The sequence below is a fragment of the Actinomadura viridis genome (assembly GCF_015751755.1).
Lineage (GTDB): Bacteria > Actinomycetota > Actinomycetes > Streptosporangiales > Streptosporangiaceae > Spirillospora > Spirillospora viridis.
Map to the genome: position 1 here is coordinate 6,952,423 of NZ_JADOUA010000001.1, position 16,640 is coordinate 6,969,062.

The 16,640-nt window shown below is 71.6% G+C and carries 17 protein-coding genes and 1 tRNA gene; 16 read left to right on the forward strand and 2 right to left on the reverse strand.

Going from position 1 to position 16,640, the window contains the following annotated elements; genetic code table 11:
• The first annotated feature begins 21 nt into the window (after nt 1–21).
• From IW256_RS31500 to IW256_RS31525, 6 genes are all read left to right on the forward strand, one after another.
• Nucleotides 22–879: an ABC transporter permease gene (locus IW256_RS31500; protein WP_197014407.1), complete on the forward strand. Its 858-nt coding sequence runs from the start codon at nt 22–24 to the stop codon at nt 877–879.
• Entirely contained in the window at nt 880–1,707 is an 828-nt protein-coding gene (locus IW256_RS31505; RefSeq protein WP_197014408.1) for an ABC transporter permease, read from the forward strand.
• Nucleotides 1,704–2,501 carry an ABC transporter ATP-binding protein gene (locus IW256_RS31510; RefSeq protein ID WP_197014409.1) on the forward strand — a complete coding sequence of 266 codons (798 nt, stop codon included), beginning with the start codon at nt 1,704–1,706 and terminating at the stop codon, nt 2,499–2,501. Before IW256_RS31505 ends, IW256_RS31510 begins: the two co-directional genes overlap by 4 nt.
• Nucleotides 2,473–2,826 (forward strand): hypothetical protein, encoded by a 354-nt coding sequence (locus tag IW256_RS31515; RefSeq protein WP_197014410.1) that lies wholly within the window; start codon nt 2,473–2,475, stop codon nt 2,824–2,826. Before IW256_RS31510 ends, IW256_RS31515 begins: the two co-directional genes overlap by 29 nt.
• A 111-nt stretch (nt 2,827–2,937) precedes the next feature.
• A complete protein-coding gene (locus IW256_RS31520) occupies nt 2,938–3,522 on the forward strand; it encodes an NADPH-dependent FMN reductase (RefSeq protein WP_197014411.1) in 585 nt (194 codons plus the stop codon).
• A 14-nt stretch (nt 3,523–3,536) separates the two neighbouring features.
• Complete coding sequence (locus tag IW256_RS31525; protein ID WP_197014412.1) at nt 3,537–5,195, forward strand: DHA2 family efflux MFS transporter permease subunit; 1,659 nt, start codon at nt 3,537–3,539, stop codon at nt 5,193–5,195.
• Here the strand turns inward: IW256_RS31525 and IW256_RS31530 are convergent.
• Nucleotides 5,153–5,593, reverse strand: a complete 441-nt coding sequence (locus IW256_RS31530) for a winged helix-turn-helix transcriptional regulator (protein WP_197014413.1) — start codon at nt 5,591–5,593, stop codon at nt 5,153–5,155. The two genes, IW256_RS31525 and IW256_RS31530, sit on opposite strands and share 43 nt — an antisense overlap.
• An 85-nt stretch (nt 5,594–5,678) precedes the next feature.
• Between IW256_RS31530 and IW256_RS31535 the strand changes: the two genes are divergently transcribed.
• From IW256_RS31535 to IW256_RS31560, 6 genes are all read left to right on the forward strand, one after another.
• A complete protein-coding gene (locus IW256_RS31535) occupies nt 5,679–7,157 on the forward strand; it encodes an MFS transporter (protein ID WP_197014414.1) in 1,479 nt (492 codons plus the stop codon).
• Entirely contained in the window at nt 7,154–7,627 is a 474-nt protein-coding gene (locus tag IW256_RS31540; RefSeq protein WP_197014415.1) for a pyridoxamine 5'-phosphate oxidase family protein, read from the forward strand. Before IW256_RS31535 ends, IW256_RS31540 begins: the two co-directional genes overlap by 4 nt.
• A 122-nt stretch (nt 7,628–7,749) precedes the next feature.
• Nucleotides 7,750–8,691 (forward strand): ABC transporter ATP-binding protein, encoded by a 942-nt coding sequence (locus IW256_RS31545; protein ID WP_197014416.1) that lies wholly within the window; start codon nt 7,750–7,752, stop codon nt 8,689–8,691.
• A 1-nt stretch (nt 8,692) separates the two neighbouring features.
• The gene (locus IW256_RS31550; protein ID WP_197014417.1) at nt 8,693–9,433 is read left to right on the forward strand and encodes an ABC transporter permease; all 741 of its coding nucleotides are present in this window, start codon (nt 8,693–8,695) and stop codon (nt 9,431–9,433) included.
• A gap of 14 nt (nt 9,434–9,447) precedes the next feature.
• The gene (locus IW256_RS31555) at nt 9,448–10,629 is read left to right on the forward strand and encodes a sensor histidine kinase (protein ID WP_307829243.1); all 1,182 of its coding nucleotides are present in this window, start codon (nt 9,448–9,450) and stop codon (nt 10,627–10,629) included.
• Nucleotides 10,622–11,254: a response regulator gene (locus IW256_RS31560; protein ID WP_197014419.1), complete on the forward strand. Its 633-nt coding sequence runs from the start codon at nt 10,622–10,624 to the stop codon at nt 11,252–11,254. The genes IW256_RS31555 and IW256_RS31560 overlap by 8 nt, the downstream gene beginning before the upstream one ends.
• Before the next feature lie 782 nt (nt 11,255–12,036).
• Here IW256_RS31560 and IW256_RS31565 read toward each other — a convergent pair.
• Nucleotides 12,037–12,119 (reverse strand) — tRNA-Leu (locus IW256_RS31565).
• A gap of 129 nt (nt 12,120–12,248) precedes the next feature.
• On the opposite strand from IW256_RS31565, the gene IW256_RS31570 reads away from it, so the two are divergent.
• Genes IW256_RS31570 through IW256_RS31585 form a run of 4 tightly spaced genes read left to right on the forward strand, consistent with a single transcriptional unit; the run spans nt 12,249 to nt 16,632 of the window.
• Nucleotides 12,249–13,001, forward strand: coding sequence for an FhaA domain-containing protein (locus IW256_RS31570; RefSeq protein ID WP_197014420.1), 753 nt, complete (start codon nt 12,249–12,251; stop codon nt 12,999–13,001).
• Nucleotides 13,002–13,012: 11 nt separating this feature from the next.
• A complete protein-coding gene (locus tag IW256_RS31575; RefSeq protein WP_197014421.1) occupies nt 13,013–13,489 on the forward strand; it encodes an FHA domain-containing protein FhaB/FipA in 477 nt (158 codons plus the stop codon).
• Nucleotides 13,486–15,048: a PP2C family serine/threonine-protein phosphatase gene (locus tag IW256_RS31580; RefSeq protein WP_197014422.1), complete on the forward strand. Its 1,563-nt coding sequence runs from the start codon at nt 13,486–13,488 to the stop codon at nt 15,046–15,048. Before IW256_RS31575 ends, IW256_RS31580 begins: the two co-directional genes overlap by 4 nt.
• Nucleotides 15,049–16,632, forward strand: a complete 1,584-nt coding sequence (locus tag IW256_RS31585) for an FtsW/RodA/SpoVE family cell cycle protein (RefSeq protein WP_197014423.1) — start codon at nt 15,049–15,051, stop codon at nt 16,630–16,632.
• Nucleotides 16,633–16,640 lie beyond the last annotated feature (8 nt).

The following is a 16,640-nucleotide window of genomic DNA, read 5'->3' on the forward strand; positions in this document are numbered from 1 at the left end:
GACCGATCGTTCGGAGTGTCCATGCAGTTGCTGTCCAGCGTGAACCCGGCCCGGAGGCCGCCGGGTCCACGGAAACCACCCGGCCCGGGGAGCCGGCGGCCTCCGGGCCGCCGGGCCGCCTCCGCCGCCCGGTTCCTGGTCCCGTTCGTCCTCCTGGCGGTCGTCTGGGAGGTCGCGGTCACCGTGACCGGCACCCCGATGCGCGTCTTCCCACAGGTGGAGGACGTGGTGCGCGCGCTGGCGCGCATGTGGGGCGAGGGTGACCTGCTCCGGCATCTGGGCGCCAGCCTGCGCCGGATGGGGATCGGCGCGGCCCTGGCCGTCCTGACCGCGCTGCCGTTCGGCATCGCGCTGGGCGTCAGCGCGCGGCTGTCGGCGTTCTTCGCGCCCCTGCTGCGCTTCTCCGTCGCGCTGGCCGGGATCGCCTGGATCCCGATCGCGACGCTGTGGCTCGGCTACGGGGACGGCGCGGTGATCTTCATCGTGTGGAACGCGATGTTCTTCGCCCTGACCTACAACACCATGCTCGGCGTCCGGCAGATCCCGATGCCGCTGCTGCGGGCCGCGCGGAGCCTGGGCGCGAGCCGGGCCCGGATGTTCTGGGAGGTGCTGCTGCCCGGAGCCATGCCGAGCGTGGTGACCGGGCTGCGGGTGGGCCTCGGGTACGGCTGGCGCGGCCTGGTCGCGGCGGAGATCATCGCCACCAACGCGGGGCTCGGCTACGCGCTGTTCCTCGCCCAGAAGTACTTCGAGACCGACGTCATCATCGCGTCGATGATCATCATCGGCGTGCTGTGGCTGCTGATGGACAGGCTCGTGCTGGCACCGCTGGAGCGGCGCACGGTGGAGCGCTGGGGCATGAAGGCGGTGACCTCCTAGGTGGCGGGGCAGACGATCCTCACCAAGCCGGGCGGCCGGTGGCGGCGGCCGCTGCGGACGCCCGCGGCGCGCACGCTCGGCCCGTTCGTCCCGGTCGTCGCGCTGTGGTGGCTGCTGGACGCGCTGGGCGTCTTTCCCGAGGCGTTCTTCGTGGGCCCGGCCGACGTGGTGGCCGAGGCCGCCGACCTGATCAGGAAGGGCGTGCTCCCCGGCTACCTGACGGACTCGCTCACCCGGCTCGGGTACGGCGTGCTGTTCGGGCTGCTGATCGGCCTGCCGATGGGGTTCCTGGTGGCGATGTCGGCCCGGGCCCGCCGGCTGTTCTGGCCGCTGCTGCTGTTCTTCCAGGCGATCGCCGACATCGCCTGGCTGCCGATCATCGTGGTGTGGTTCGGGTTCAGCCTGACCGCGGTGGTCTTCGTGATCGTCTACACGATCGTCTTCCCGTTGATGCTCAGCGTGGTCGCGGGGGTCGAGCAGACCCCGGCCGAGCTGGTGCGGGCCGCGCGCAGCCTCGGCGCCGGCCGGGTCCGGGTGTTCTTCGAGGTGATCCTGCCCGGCTCGTTGCCCGCGGTCGCCAGCGGCGTGCGGACCGGGCTCGGGTACGGCTGGCGGGCCCTGGTGGCCGCGGAGATCATCATCGGCACCAGCGGGATCGGGTTCATGATGTTCGACGCCCGCCGGGTGGGCGAGGTCGGCGAGGTGTTCCTCGGCATGATCGTTCTGGGGGTGCTGTGGTACGCGCTGGACGCGCTGATCCTCGCCCCGTTCGAACGCGCCACGGTGGAGCGATGGGGAATGGTGCGCCAGGTGGAGGCGAAGAGATGACGGCACTGGAGATCCGGCGGCTGCACAAGCGTTACGCCGACGAGCACACCGGGGAGGACGTGGTCGCGATCGGCGACGTCTCCTTCGACGTGGAGGAGGGGGAGTTCGTCTCGATCCTGGGCCCGAGCGGCTGCGGGAAGACCACCGTCCTGAACGTGGTGGCCGGGTTCCTCGACCCGACCGGAGGGACGGTGAGCGTGGCGGGCCGTCCGGTGTCGGGTCCCGGCCCCGACCGGGGCGTGGTGTTCCAGAGCCACGCGCTGTTCCCTTGGAAGAACGTCCTCGGCAACGTGACGTTCGGCCTGCGCATGCGCGGGGTCGGGCGGGCCGAGCGGGAACGGGTGGCCGCCGAGTACCTGGAGCTGGTCGGCCTGGCGGGGTTCGAGCGCCGCTACCCGCACGAGCTGTCGGGCGGCATGCAGCAGCGGCTCGGCGTGGCGCGGGTGCTGGCCAACGAGCCGGCGGTGATGCTGATGGACGAGCCGTTCGCGAGCATCGACGCGCAGACCCGGCGCAAGCTGCAGGAGGACCTGACCCGGATCTTCGAGGAGCGCCGCCCGACGGTCTTCTTCGTGACCCACGACATCGACGAGGCGGTCTTCCTGTCGGACCGGGTCATCGTGCTCTCGGGGCGGCCCAGCACGGTCCGCGAGATCGTGCGGGTCGCCCTGCCCCGTCCCCGGAGCTGGGAGAGCACCGCCGACCTGCCGGAGTTCCGCGCACTCACCCACAAGATCAACGGACTGCTGGCGGGAGATGAGACCGATGCGGCTCAGGCTGCGGCTGCCGGTTAGGGCGCTGCGCAACGCGCCGTTGCGCAGGCTCCTGATCGTGGTGCTGATCGTCGCCGCGTACCAGGGCTGGCTCAGCGTGCAGGCGGTGGGGAAGGCGGATCCGGGCGTCGGCGCGCGGCCCGACCCTCAGGGGCGGTTCCCGGTGGACGTGGTCCTCGGGTTCCCGCCCGAGCGCTACCACATGCTCCAGTTGCAGAAGCACGGGCGGCTGCGCGGGACCGAGGGCACGGTGGTGCACCTGCGGTCGGTCTCGCCGGCCGGTGTGGACGCCCTGGCACGCATGTACTGGGTGAAGTCGATCAGGTCGCCGGGAGCCGGCGGCTGACCCGCGGGCCGAAGCGCCCTTCCCCTTGACATCAAGTTTAGTTGAGGTCTCAGTCTGGTTCCAGGCCGGTGATCGTCACCGGAACCGACCAGGAATCCACGGAGGCCCACCATGAGCGAGACCCCTCTGCGCCTAGCGATCATCGTCGGCAGCAACCGCCACGGGCGGTTCGGCGCGACCGTGGGCCGCTGGTTCACCGGGCGGGCCGCGGCGCACGAGGGCGTCCAGCCGGACGTCATCGACCTGGCGGCCCTGGACGTGCCCGGGGTGCTGGGCGCGGCCCCGCCCCCGGAGGCGGCGGGGCCGCTCGCCGAGGCCACCACGACCCTCGAACGGGCCGACGCGTTCGTCGTCATCACGCCCGAGTACAACCACAGCTTCCCCGGCGCCCTGAAGAACTTCATCGACCTGCACTACACGCAGTGGCAGGCCAAGCCGGTCGCGCTCGTCTCGTACGGCGGCCTGGCCGGCGGGCAGCGGGCGGCCGAGCACCTGCGGCAGGTCTTCGCCGAGCTGCACGCGGTCACCATCCGCGACACCGTCGCCCTCGTCAACGCCTGGGAGCGGTTCGACGACGAGGGACGGCACAGGGAGTCCCAGGAGGCCGATGCCGCGGCCAAGGGCATGCTGGACCGGCTCACCTGGTGGGGGCACGCGCTGCGGGACGCGCGCGCCGTCCGCCCGTACGCGGCCTGATCGGGAGAGCCATCATGACGAAGGTGACCTCCTCCGGGAGCGCAGGGGAGCAGTCCCCGCCCGGACGGAGCCCGATGACGATCGCCCTGGTGCTGGTGCTCGGGTCGATCATGGCGACGCTGGACATGACGGTGGTGAACGTCGCGATCGCCCGGCTGTCGGCCCACTTCGACGCCCCGCTGGCCACGATCCAGTGGGTGGCGACGGGCTACTCGCTGGCGCTGGGCGCGGTCGTGCCGATCTCGGCGTGGGCGGTCGGCCGGTTCGGTGCCCGGCGGCTCTACCTGGCCGCGATCGCGCTGTTCGCGGCCGGTTCGGTGCTGGCCGGGCTGGCCTGGAACATCGAGTCGCTGATCGCATTCCGGGTCGTGCAGGGGCTGGCGGGCGGCCTGATCATGCCGGTCGGCATGACCATCCTGATCCGCGCCGCGCCGCCGGGCCGGATGGGCCGGCTGATGAGCACGCTCGGCCTGGCCGTCCTGGTCGGGCCCCTGGTGGGTCCCGTGCTGGGCGGCTGGCTGGTCGACGAGGTGTCGTGGCGGTGGATGTTCTACATCAACCTGCCGATCGGCGCGGTCGTGCTGGCGCTGGCGTCCCGGATCTTCCCCCGGGACGGCGCGAGCGATCCGCGGCCCCTGGACGTGCCGGGACTGCTGATGCTCTCCCCGGGCCTGGCCGCCGTGATCTACGGCGTCACCTCCGGCGGGGACCGGGGCGACTTCGGCTCGCCCGGGGTGCTGCTGCCGCTGCTCGCGGGCGTGGTGCTGGTCGCCGCGTTCGTCGTCCGGGCGCTGACGGCCCGGCACCCCCTGCTGGACCTGCGGCCGTTCCGCGACCGGGCGTTCGCCACGGCCACCGGGACGATGACGCTGTTCGTGCTCGGCTACTTCGGCGCGATGCTGCTGCTGCCGCTCTACTACCAGGTGGTACGCGGGGAGAGCGCGACCGCGGCGGGGCTGCTGAGCATCCCGATGGCGCTGGCGTCCGGGACCGTCATGCAGCTGGCGGGACGGATGGCCGACAAGGTGAGCCCCGGCCGGACCGTTCCGGTGAGCATCGCCGTGGCGGCCACCGGGTTCGCCCTGTTCGCCCACCAGCTGAGCGCGGACGCCTCGTACTGGGGCCTGGGCGGCGCGATGCTGCTGATGGGGGCGGGCGGCGGCGCCACGATGATGCCGCTCATGACGGCGGCGACCCGGCGGATGGGGCACGACCAGGCGCCGGCGGCCAGCACGGCGGTCAACCTCCTCAACACCTCGATGGCCGCGGTGGGCACGGCGGTGGTGTCGGTGCTGCTGTCGAACGCGATGGCCGCGCGCGTCCCGCTCGCGGCCGAGCACGGGCTCCAGGGGTTGCAGAGGCTCGCGCCGGACGCGCGGGCCGCGGTCGCCCCGGGCCTGGCCGAGGCGTTCCAGCACACCTACGTGTGGTCGGTGGCGCTGATCGCGCTGGCGCTCGTCCCGGCCCTGTTCATGCCGCGCCGCGATCGGCCGGGCCGCGATCAGCCGGCCGAGCCCGCGGTACGGGCGGCGGCGCCGGTCCCGGCCCCCGGCGCCGGCCCCGCCCCGGCTCCGGCTCCCGCCCCGGCTCCGGCTCCCGCCCCGGCTCCCGACTCGGCTCCCGACTCGGCTCAGGCTCCGGCTTCCGACTCGGCGGCGACGCGGGCGTCGTAGGCGGTGCGGGCGGCGGCGATCTGGCCCTGGTGCTCCTCGGTCCAGGTCACCAGGGCCTTGATCGTGGAGTGCAGGCCGGCGCCGAGCGGGGTCAGCTCGTAGTCCACCCGCGGCGGCACCACCGGATGCACCGTGCGCTTCACCAGCCCGTCGCGTTCGAGCTGGCGCAGCGTCCGGGCGAGCATGCGCTGGGAGATCCCGTCGATCTCCCGGCGCAGCTCGGTGAAGCGCATGCTGCACTGGTCGAGCAGCGCGATGACCAGCAGCGACCACTTGTCGGCGATGCGGTCGAGGATCTGCCGCACCTCGCAGTCCGCACGCGAGTCCCAGAGGGTGACGTCGAACCCGTTCTCGGTATACCCGCAGTTACCGGGTGACTCGAAAGTGCCGTCTTCCATGGTCAGACATGGTGCCGGATGATGCTGTCGGTTACAAGAAGGAACCGGCAGGCTCATGCGGAACCGTGGGCCGAGAGGAGACGTCATGTCCACCCCCGAGTCACCGCCGGACGCGCCGTCCGGCGTCCCGGCCCGCATGGACGCGCGCGCCTGGGGCGTGCTGTTCGTGCTGTGCGGCGCGATCTTCCTGGAGGGCGCCGACATCGCGATGCTCAACGTGGCGCTGCCCGCGATCCGCGCCGACCTGGACCTGTCCACCGGGATGCTGAGCGGCGTGGTGAGCGCCTACGTCCTGGGCTACGGCGGCTTCATGCTGCTCGGCGGGCGCGCCGCCGACCTGCTGGGACGGCGCAGGATGTTCCTTTTCTGGCTGGCGGTGTTCGTGGTCTTCTCGGGGCTGGGCGGCTTCGCCACCGAGGGATGGATGCTGCTGCTCGCCCGGTTCATGACGGGCGTGGCCGCCGCGTTCATGGCCCCCGCCGGGCTCTCCCTGATCACCACCGGCTTCCCGGAGGGGCCCCTGCGCGACCGGGCGCTGCTCGTCTACGCGGGGGTCGCGTCGGCCGGGTTCTCCCTCGGCCTCGTCTCCGGGGGCCTGCTGACCGCGATCGGCTGGCGGTGGGTGTTCTTCGCGCCGGTCGTGCTGGCCACGGCGATCCTGCTGATCGCGATCCCGTTGATCAAGGACACCGGAACGCCCGTCCGCGCCCCGGGCGGCTTCGACCTGGCCGGGACGATCACCGTCACCGGCGCGATGCTGCTGCTGGTCTACGGCGTGGTCCGGCTGGAGCACCCCGGCCGCGGCATCGTCCTGACCGCCGTCACGTTCGCCGCCGGGCTGGCCCTGCTCGCCGCGTTCGCGGCGATCGAGCGGAGGTCGTCCGCCCCGCTGGTCCGGCCGGGCATCCTGCGCAACGGCTCCCTGGTCAGGGCGAACGCCGCCGGCGGCCTGCTGGCGGCGGGCTTCTTCGGCTTCGTGTTCCTGGCCACGCTCTACCTTCAGGAACTGCGCGGCTGGTCGACGGTGGAGACCGGGCTGGCGCTGATAGTCGTGAGCATCGACGCGGTACTGGCTCCGACCCTCACCCCGCGGCTGGTCCGGCGGTTCGGCACCGCCCGGGTGATCTTCGGCGGGTTCGTGCTGGCGACGGCCGGCTACGCGCTGTTCCTGCCGGTCGGAGCGGACACCGTGTACGCGGCGATGTTCCCGACCGTGCTCCTGATCGGCCTGGCGTTCGCGCTGGTGTACGGCCCGGTCACCATCGCCGCCACCGAAGGGGTCGCCGAAGAGGAGCAGGGGCTGGCCGGCGGCCTGCTCTACACCGCGTTCCAGTTCGGCGCCGCCATCGGCATCTCGGCGGTGACGGCCGTCCAGGTCGCCGCGCTCGCCGGGAGCGGAACGGCCGCGGACGGCTTCGCCTCGATCCGGACGGCCGCGCTGGTCCCGGTCGTCGCGTCCGTCCTCGGCGCGGCCGTCATCGCGTTCGGCCTCCGCACCCGCACGAGGACCGGAGCCACCCCCGCCCCCACCACCGCACCGGAAGTGACGGGAGCCGTTCGATGACCACCAGGGTGAAGGACTTCGCCGAGATCCGCACCGCGTTCGACACCTACATCGGCGACATCGTGTACGCGACGATGACCACGGTGGACGCGCAGGCCCGCCCCCGCGCGCGCGTGCTGATCCCCGTATGGGAGATGAAGGACGGGATCCCGCTGGGCTGGCTGGGCACGTACAGGACCCCGGTCAAGGCGGCCCACCTGGCAGGGAACCCGCACACCACCTTCTCCTACTGGAACCCGCGGCAGAACGCCGTGTACGTGGACACCGTCGCCGAATGGACCGGCGACCCGTCCGTGAAACGGCACGTGTGGGACCTCTACGTCAAAGGCAGCCCACCCGGCGCCGGTTACGATCCCGGCGCCTTCTGGAAGGGGCCCGCCGACCCCGAGTTCCACGTCCTGCGCCTGGAGCCGTGGCGGATCCAGGTCGTCCGCGGCACCGACCTCGACAGCCGCATCTGGGAACGCTGACCGCCCGCCGCCGGGCCCGGCGGGGCCCGGCGGGGTCGTACCCGGCATCAGCCGATCGGCCGATGCCGGGTCGAGCGGCCCGGACGATGTCCCGCGGCCCCGTCCCGGGCGATGCTCGGAACATGCCGATCATCGAAGTCAACGGCCTGCGCAAGGTCTACGGGGGCCGGGCCGTGGTGGACGGGGTCGCCTTCACGGTCGAGGAAGGGGAGATCTTCGGGATCCTCGGCCCGAACGGCGCGGGCAAGACCACGACCGTCGAATGCGTCGAGGGGCTGCGCGTCCCCGACGCCGGGACGGTCCGGGTGGCCGGCCTGGACCCCGTCGCCGACCGCGAACGGATCACCCGGATCCTCGGCGCCCAGCTCCAGAAGAGCGAGCTCCAGGCCAACCTGACCGTACGGGAGGCGCTGGAGCTCTACAGCGCCTTCTACCCCGAACCAGGCGGCACCGGGGGACCGGAGGGGCCTCGGAATAAGCCCGACTGGCGCGACCTGGCCGAACGTCTCGGGCTCACCCCCAAGCTCACCACCCGCTTCGCCGCCCTGTCGGGCGGGCAGAAGCAGCGCCTGTTCATCGCGCTCGCCCTCATCGGCGGCCCCCGGGTGGTGGTGCTGGACGAGCTGACCACCGGGCTGGACCCGCGCGCCCGCCGCGACACCTGGAGCCTGATCGAGGACGTCCGGGACTCGGGCGTGACCGTCCTGCTGGTCACCCACTTCATGGAGGAGGCGCAGCGCCTCTGCGACCGGATCGCGGTCATCAGCGACGGCCGCGTCGCCGCCCTCGACACCCCCGCAGGGCTGATCCGCCGGACCGCGGGCAACACCGTCATCTCGTTCACCCCCTCCCGTCCCCTGGACGAGCGGGAACTGGCCGACCTCCCCGAGGCCGAATCCGTCGCCCACCAGGACGACCGGGTGACCATCCACGGGTCCGACACCACCGTCAACGCGGTCATCTCGCTGCTCGCCCGCGCCCAGATCACCGCGCACCAGCTCCGCGTCGCCGACGCCACGCTCGACGACGCGTTCCTCGACCTCACCGAGAAGCAGGAGGCCTGACGTGTCCGCGTCCGCCGCCGTACTGAAGGCCGAGTCGCGGCTCTTCGTCCGCGAACCGGTCAGCCTGTTCTGGATCGTGGCGTTCCCCACGATCCTGCTGACGATCCTCGGCCTCATCCCCGCGTTCCGGGAGAACTCCCCCGACCTCGGCGGGCGCCGGGTCGTCGACCTGTACGTCCCGGTCACCGTGCTGCTCGCCCTGATCATGTCCGGGCTCCAGGCGCTGCCGCCCGTCCTGGCCGGGTACCGGGAGCGCGGCATCCTCCGCCGCATGTCGACCACCCCGGTCCGGCCCGCCTCGCTGCTGGGGGCGCAGATCGTCCTGCACGGCGCGGGCGCGCTGGGCGCGGCCCTGCTGGCCATCCTGGTGGGGCGGCTGGCCTTCGGCGTCGCGCTCCCCGGCCACCTCCTCGGGTACGCGGTGGCGCTCGTGCTGGCGACCCTGAGCGCGCTGGCGATGGGGGCGGCGATCGCCTCCCTGGCGCGCACCACCAAGGGCACCGCGGTGGTCGGCTCGATCTTCTTCTTCCCGATGATGTTCGCCGCCGGCGTGTACGTCCCGGTCCAGGTCATGCCGGACGCCCTCCAGCGCGTCCTGGAGTTCTCGCCGTTCGGCGCCGCCTCCCAGGCCCTGGACGAGGCGAGCCGCGGCGACTGGCCCGAGACGGCGCATCTGGGCGTCACCGCGCTGTGGACCGCACTGCTGGTCTGGGTCGCGATCCGACGGTTCCGGTGGGAATGACGCACACTGGCCTGGTGATAACGGTCGAGAAGCACTGGGAGCGGTTCTTCCGCTGGGGGCCGTACGGCCTCCTGGCCCTCGGCGCCGTGCTGACGTTCTCCACCCGCGACGAACTGATGACGCCCGCCGAGCAGCGGACCGCCGTGCCGATCGCCGTCACCGCGCTGGTGCTGCAACTCCTGTGGAGCACCCACCGGATACCGGGCCACACCTATTACCTGCTTCGCACCGTTGCGGGCTTCATCCTGAGCTGGCTGAACCCCTTCTTCGCGATCTACGCCGTCATCGGCTACTTCGACGCACGATGGCTCCTGCCACACCGCTGGGCCGTGGCAGGAGCGGTCGTCACCGCGGTGACCATGGCGGGATCGCAGGCGGGGGGACTGCCGCCGAAGGGGCTGCTCGGCTGGGCCGTCTACGGCGGGCTCTTCCTCCTGAACGGCCTGCTCGTGCTGGTCATCGGCGACCTCTCCGACCGCGACGCCCGGCAGTCGGAGGTCCAGAAGGCCACCATCGACGAGCTCGAACGGACCAACGCCCGCCTGGAACAGGCCATGCGGGAGAACGCCGGACTCCAGGCCCAGCTGCTCGTCCAGGCCCGGGAGGCCGGGGTGAGCGACGAACGCAGGCGGCTCGCCGCCGAGATCCACGACACCATCGCGCAGGGCCTGGCCGGGATCATCACCCAGCTCCAGGCGGCGGCCGACACCACCGACCCCGCGACCTCCCGCGGGCACGTCGAACGCGCCGCCGCCCTGGCCCGCGAGAGCCTCAACGAGGCCCGCCGCTCCGTGCACGACCTCGCTCCCAGCCCGCTGGAGCACGCCACCCTCCCCGAGGCCCTCAAAAAGATCGTCAACGCCCATCCGGCGGCCCGCCTCACCGTCACCGGCACCGTCGAACCCCTGCACGACGAGATCGAGGCCACCCTCCTGCGCATCGCCCAGGAGGCCCTCGCCAACGCCGTACGCCACGCCGCCGCCGGCCGCATCGGCGTCACCCTCTCCTACATGGACGACGAGGTGACCCTGGACGTCCGCGACGACGGCCGCGGCTTCTCCCGGCCCACCCGCGGCTTCGGCCTGAACGGCATGCGCGAGCGGGCCGAGCGGGTGCTGGGCACCCTGGAGATCGAGTCCGAGCCGGGGCAGGGCACCGCCGTCTCCGCCCGCGTACCCTTGATCAGCCATGGCTGACCGCACCATCACCCTGCTGATCGTCGACGACCACCCGGTGGTCCGCGACGGTCTGCGCGGCATGTTCGCCAGCGCCCCCGGCTTCGAGGTCCTCGCCGAGGCCGCCGACGGCCGGGAGGCCGTCGCGCTCGCCACCCGGCTGCGCCCGGACGTCGTCCTCATGGACCTGCGCATGCCCGGCGGCGGGGGGGTCGAGGCGATCACCGAGCTGGGCCGTCTCGGCCTGCCGTCCAAGGTCCTGGTCCTCACCACCTACGACACCGACTCCGACACCATCCCGGCGATCGAGGCGGGCGCCACCGGCTACCTGCTCAAGGACGCGCCGCGCGACGAGCTGTTCACCGCCGTCCGCGCCGCCGCCGAGGGCCGGACCGTCCTCTCGCCCGCCATCGCCTCCCGCCTGGTCTCCCGCGTACGGTCACCGCACGGCGGATCGCTCAGCGCCCGCGAACGCGAGGTCATCCGGCTGGTCGCCAGGGGCACCGGCAACCGCGAGATCGCCGCCGAGCTGTTCATCAGCGAGGCCACCGTCAAGACGCACCTCACCCACATCTACGCCAAGCTCGGCGTCAAGGACCGCGCCGCCGCCGTAGCCGCCGCCTACGACCGCGGCATCCTCGGCTGAGCCGCCGGAGGCGGGCAGAACGGCGGCGTAGCGGCCGTCCCCCAGGGAACGGGCCGCGGCCTTGGTCCACGTGGCACCGTCGTCGGCAGAGGTCCACAGCGTGAACGACGTCACCCTGGACGCCCCGGCGTACCGGCTGACCGTGAAGACCGACTCCTTACCCGGCACCGGCCGGTTGCGCAGGTCCAGCGCCAGGTCGTAGTCCACAAGCAGCAGCGGCAGCGGCTCGGAGGAGTGGCCGGACGGGGCCCGCGAGGTGAACGTCCAGGCCGTCGCCGTCCGGACCGACACGGGCAGGACCTTCGAGGCGTCCATGTCGCACTCAAGCCGGTAGCGCGCCTTACCCTCCGGCACGGAGAACTCACCCGCCGGCCCGCTGTGCTCGGCGACCTCGCGTCCGTCCGCATACAGCGCCAGCCGGTGCGTCAACGGATCGAAATGACGAGGAGGAGCGCGGAAGCGGCCCCAAGCGGCGAAGCGGCGAAGCCCGAGCACACCGGCGGCAAGGCAACCGTCCCTTGACAGGAACCTGCGGTAGCGCGGAAGCGGCCCCAGGCCGCGAACCGCCAGGCGAGGGCGAAGCCCGAGCACACCAGGGGGCCAGGTGGCCTTCCCTTGACAGGAACCTGCGGTAGCGCGGAAGCGGCCCCAGGCCGCGAACCGCCAGGCGAGGGCGAAGCCCGAGCACACCGGGGGTTCCAGGGGGTCGTCCCCCTGGGCAAAATGACGAGGAGGAGCACGGAAGCGGCCTCAAGCCGCGACCACACTCCCCCAACTCCGAGTGGGCGAGGAGGGATTTGAACCCTCACGTCCTTGCGGACACACGGACCTGAACCGTGCGCGTCTGCCGTTCCGCCACCCGCCCGGGTGACCTCCCCGTTCCCGGGGGTGCTCGAAAAGGCTAGCACGGTCAGAGGAGTGGTTAGGTAGCCAGATACTTCGAGCGAACCTTCGCACCGATACGATCGTCTACCAGTGGGGAAGGGAGGTGCCCGTGGGCGTCATTCAGCGCTTCGAGCGACGGCTCGAGGGCATGGTCGAAGGAGCCTTCGCCCGGGCCTTCAAGTCGGAGCTGCAGCCGGTCGAGGTGGCCAGCGCCGTACAGCGCGAGATGGATGACCGGGCCGCGATCGTCGCACAGGGGCGGACCCTGGTGCCGAACGACTTCGTCGTCGAGATCTCCGAGCAGGACGGGCAGCGGCTGCAGGTCTACGCCGACAGCCTCAGCCAAGAGCTGGCGAACCTGGCGCGAGAATACGCGAAGGAGCAGGGGTACTCCTTCGTGGGGCCGGTGCGGGTCCGTTTCGAGAACGCCGGCGACCTGGCCACGGGCATGTTCCGGATCCGGTCCGGCGTGATCCGGGGCTCGACGGTCGAGGGCGGCGAGATCCGCAAGCCGGTGAGCGATGTCCCGCAGGGGCGGGGCGGAGTTTTCGGCGGTCATCCGCGGCTGCTGGTCACCACGGCGGTGGAGGGGGGCGACGCCACCCAGCGCACCTATGAGATCAATACCCCGGTCACACTGCTCGGCCGCGGCACGGACTGCGATCTGCGCCTTGTCGACCCGGGCGTCTCGCGGCATCATGCCGAGATCCGCGTAGAAGGTCCCGAAATCGCTCTCGTCGATCTAGGGTCGACCAACGGCTCCTTCGTGAACGGTCAGCCGATCAGGCGGGTCACGCTCGTCGACGGTTCACGGGTCACGATGGGCCGGACGACACTCGTGTTCCGCCGCGATAGGGAGTAACCCCGACTCCGATGTCCCCATTCACCCTCACGCTGATCAAGCTGGCGTTCCTCGCGGTGCTCTGGCTCTTCGTCATCGCGGCCGTCGGCGTGATCCGGGCCGACCTCTTCGGCTCGAAGGCCGCCGGGCGGGCGTCCCAGCCGCGCCCCGCCAAGGCGGCGAAACCGCCCAAGGCGCAGCGGGCGCCGCAGCGCAGCGCCCCGAACAAGCTGGTGGTCGTCCAGGGCGAGCGGGCGGGCACCGTCATCGACCTCACGGGGGCTCCCATCACCGTCGGCCGGGCCAATGACTCCACGCTCGTGGTGACCGACGACTACGCTTCGAGCCGGCATGCCCGGCTCTATCCGCAGGACGGTCAGTGGATCGTGGAAGATCTCGGCTCGACCAACGGGACCTATCTGGGACGCACCAAGGTGTCCCGCCCCATGCCGGTGCCTCCGGGCGTGCCGGTCCGTATCGGTAAGACCGTGATCGAGCTGCGCAAATGACTCTGGGAATCCGCTACGCCGCGCGCTCCGACGTCGGCATGCTGCGCGAGGGCAACGAGGACTCGGCGTACGCGGGCGCGCACCTGCTCGCGGTGGCCGACGGGATGGGCGGCCATGTCGGCGGCGAGATCGCCAGCGCCGCCGCCATATCCGAGCTGCGCAAGCTGGACAAGGACCTCCCGGCGCCCGAGCTGCTGGCCGCGCTGGAGCACACGGTCAAGGCGGCCAACGACAACCTGCACCGGATCGTCGAGTCGGATCCGGCGCTGCAGGGCATGGGCACGACCCTGACCGCGATGCTGTGGGCGGGCAACCAGGTCGCGCTGGTGCACATCGGGGACTCCCGCGCGTACCTGCTGCGCGACGGCAGCCTGTTCCAGATCACCCATGACCACACGCTGGTGCAGTCGCTGGTCGACGAGGGGCGGATCAGCCCGGACGAGGCCGCCTCGCACCCGCAGCGATCGCTGCTGCTGCGCGCGCTGGACGGGCGGGGCGAGGTCGATCCGGACCTGTCGCTGCGCGAGGCCCGGGTCGGCGACCGCTACCTGCTGTGCTCCGACGGCCTGTCGGGCGTGGTCACCGCCGAGACGATCTTCCAGGTGCTGACCGACGTCGACGACCCCGAGAACGCGGTCCGGCAGCTGATCGACCTGGCCAACCGCGGCGGGGGACCCGACAACATCACCTGCGTGGTCGCCGACGTGGTGGAGCTGGGGAACCAGCCGCCGCCGAGCGGCCCCGGGCATGCGGTGGGCGCGGCGGCCACCGCCCGTCCGCCGGAGGTCCCGGGCAATCCGGGCGGCGGCCAGGGGGCCCCGGCCGACACGCCCGCCGGACGTGCCGCGCAGCTACGCGACACGATGCCGCAGCCGCCGGTCGCCGTGGACGAACGGCCGCCGCCGCTGCCGATGAACGAGCCGATGGGCACGCCGCCGCCGGGCGCCATGGCGCGGCCGAGGGCCACGCGCGGCGCCCGCAAGTGGGCCTGGCTGATCGGGGCGGCCGGGGTCGTGGTGGTCGGTGTGGCCGCCGTCGGGGTCGTGGCGCTGCAGAACATCAAGAGCGGCTACTACATCGGCCAGGAGAGCGGGCAGGTCGTCCTCTTCCGCGGTACCACCCAGAAGCTTCCCGGGCTCGACCTGTCCCGCAAGGCCGACGCCAAGGACCAGCCCAACCCGCCGATCATGGTGGCGGACCTGCCGCTGGACAAGCAGCAGGCGGTGAAGGACACCTACACGGTGGACGGGCCCGGCGGGATCGACGCGCTCCGCAAGGTGGTGTGCAAGTACGTCCTCACCGTGGAGCGCGGGAAGGTCGTCGTCTTCAAGGGCAAGGGCCAGGAGGCCTGCCAGCAGGTCAAGGTCAAGGACAGCGGCATCGCGCTCAGCGATCTGCCGGAGAGCGACATGAAGGCCGTCCAGGGCGGCCAGCGGGCGTTCATCGGGCTGGCCGCCGCCGAGGCCGAGCTGAACCGGCTGAACGGGCGCGTGAACGCCTGCAAGGGCAACAACCGTTCGACGATCCCCGACTGCCCGTCCAGTGGAGGGGGATCGTAAGTGAGCTCCATCGGGGACCAGATCCGGGCTCAGCTGCCGTACCAGCGCCGCAACGCCGCCTCACTGGCGCTGCTGATCTTCGCGATGGTGCTGACGCTGTCGGCGTTCGCGGAGGTCGGGCTGGCGCGTGACGGCAGCATCCCGGCGGGGCTGTTCGGCTACGGCGGCGGCCTGGCGGTGCTGGCGTTCGCCGCGTACTTCGTGCAGGCGAAGTTCGCCCCGTACGCCGACCCGCTGTTGCTGCCGCTGGCGGTCGCGCTGAACGGCGTCGGGCTGGCCATGATCTACCGGCTCGACCTGGACACCAGCGCGGACAAGCGGGCCGCGCTGCTGGAGGGGACCGCGGTCAAGGACGCCGCCGACGCCCCGTCCCAGCTGATGTGGACCTTCGTCGGCATCGGGCTGTTCGTGGCCGCGGTGCTGATCATGCGGGACACCGACAAGACCGACGCCCCGCTGTCGTTCACCCCGAAGACGGCGCAGCGCTACACCTACCTGATCGGCCTCAGCGCGATCATCCTGCTGCTGCTGCCGATCGTGCCGGGCATCGGCCGGCAGATCAACGGCGCCCGGGTGTGGATCTCGATCGGCGGTTTCTCGGTGCAGCCCGGCGAGTTCGCCAAGCTGCTGCTGGTCGTCTTCTTCGCCGGTTACCTGGTGAACAAGCGGCAGGCGATGTCGCTGATCGGCAAGAAGATCGGGCCGTTCAGCCTGCCGCGGGCCCGGGACCTGGGCCCGATCATGGTCATCTGGATCTTCTGCCTCGGCGTGCTGTTCGTCCAGAAGGACCTGGGCACCGCCCTCCTGTACTTCGGCCTGTTCGTGTCGATGCTCTACATCGCCACGCAGCGGGTCTCCTGGGTGCTGATCGGCGTCGGGCTGCTGGCGGTCGGCATCTTCATCGCCACGCTGCTGCCGTTCATGGGTCACGTGAACCAGCGGATCGACATCTGGCAGAACCCCAAGCCCTACTTCGACGGCGGCTGCCTGCTGGAGAGCGGCAAGGTCGTCCCGGTCAACCCCGACACCGACATCTACAAGCAGGAGGCCGCCGCGGGCAGCGGGTTCCCCGGCTTCAGCGCCTGCGCCAAGCTGGGCGGCGAGTACTCCGACAGCGCGCAGCTGATGAAGGGCCTGTTCGCGCTCGGCCAGGGCGGGGTGCTGGGCACCGGCCTCGGCCAGGGCCAGCCCTGGCAGACCCCGCTGTCGTTCAGCGACTTCATCTTCGACTCGCTCGGCGAGGAACTCGGCCTGACCGGGTTGATGGCGTTGCTACTGATATACGCGCTGATCGTGCAGCGCGGCATGAAGACCGCCATCGCGGCGCGGGACCCGTTCCTGAAGCTGTTCGCCGGTGGTGTGTCGTTCGTCCTGGCGCTCCAGGTGTTCGTCATCGTCGGAGGTGTCACCAAGCTGATCCCCCTCACCGGTCTGACGACACCCTTCCTCTCCCAGGGCGGTTCCTCCCTGATGGCCAACTGGATCCTCATCGCGATCCTGGCGCGGATGAGCCACGACGCGCGCAAGCCCGCGCCGCAGGCCATCCAGGACGAGGGCATGACCCAGATCGTGAGTATGAGGTGAGCTCTCCC

Excerpts from the sequence above, each read along its gene's own strand:
- IW256_RS31500 (WP_197014407.1), top strand. The coding sequence starts at position 22 with ATGCAGTTGCTGTCCAGCGTGAACCCGGCCCGGAGGCCGCCGGGTCCA.
- IW256_RS31560 (WP_197014419.1), top strand. The coding sequence starts at position 10,622 with ATGGCTGACCGCACCATCACCCTGCTGATCGTCGACGACCACCCGGTG.
- IW256_RS31510 (WP_197014409.1), top strand. The coding sequence starts at position 1,704 with ATGACGGCACTGGAGATCCGGCGGCTGCACAAGCGTTACGCCGACGAG.
- IW256_RS31515 (WP_197014410.1), top strand. The coding sequence starts at position 2,473 with ATGCGGCTCAGGCTGCGGCTGCCGGTTAGGGCGCTGCGCAACGCGCCG.
- IW256_RS31575 (WP_197014421.1), top strand. The coding sequence starts at position 13,013 with ATGTCCCCATTCACCCTCACGCTGATCAAGCTGGCGTTCCTCGCGGTG.
- IW256_RS31580 (WP_197014422.1), top strand. The coding sequence starts at position 13,486 with ATGACTCTGGGAATCCGCTACGCCGCGCGCTCCGACGTCGGCATGCTG.
- IW256_RS31545 (WP_197014416.1), top strand. The coding sequence starts at position 7,750 with ATGCCGATCATCGAAGTCAACGGCCTGCGCAAGGTCTACGGGGGCCGG.
- IW256_RS31535 (WP_197014414.1), top strand. The coding sequence starts at position 5,679 with ATGTCCACCCCCGAGTCACCGCCGGACGCGCCGTCCGGCGTCCCGGCC.
- IW256_RS31530 (WP_197014413.1), bottom strand. The coding sequence starts at position 5,593 with ATGGAAGACGGCACTTTCGAGTCACCCGGTAACTGCGGGTATACCGAG.
- IW256_RS31525 (WP_197014412.1), top strand. The coding sequence starts at position 3,537 with ATGACGAAGGTGACCTCCTCCGGGAGCGCAGGGGAGCAGTCCCCGCCC.
- IW256_RS31540 (WP_197014415.1), top strand. The coding sequence starts at position 7,154 with ATGACCACCAGGGTGAAGGACTTCGCCGAGATCCGCACCGCGTTCGAC.
- IW256_RS31520 (WP_197014411.1), top strand. The coding sequence starts at position 2,938 with ATGAGCGAGACCCCTCTGCGCCTAGCGATCATCGTCGGCAGCAACCGC.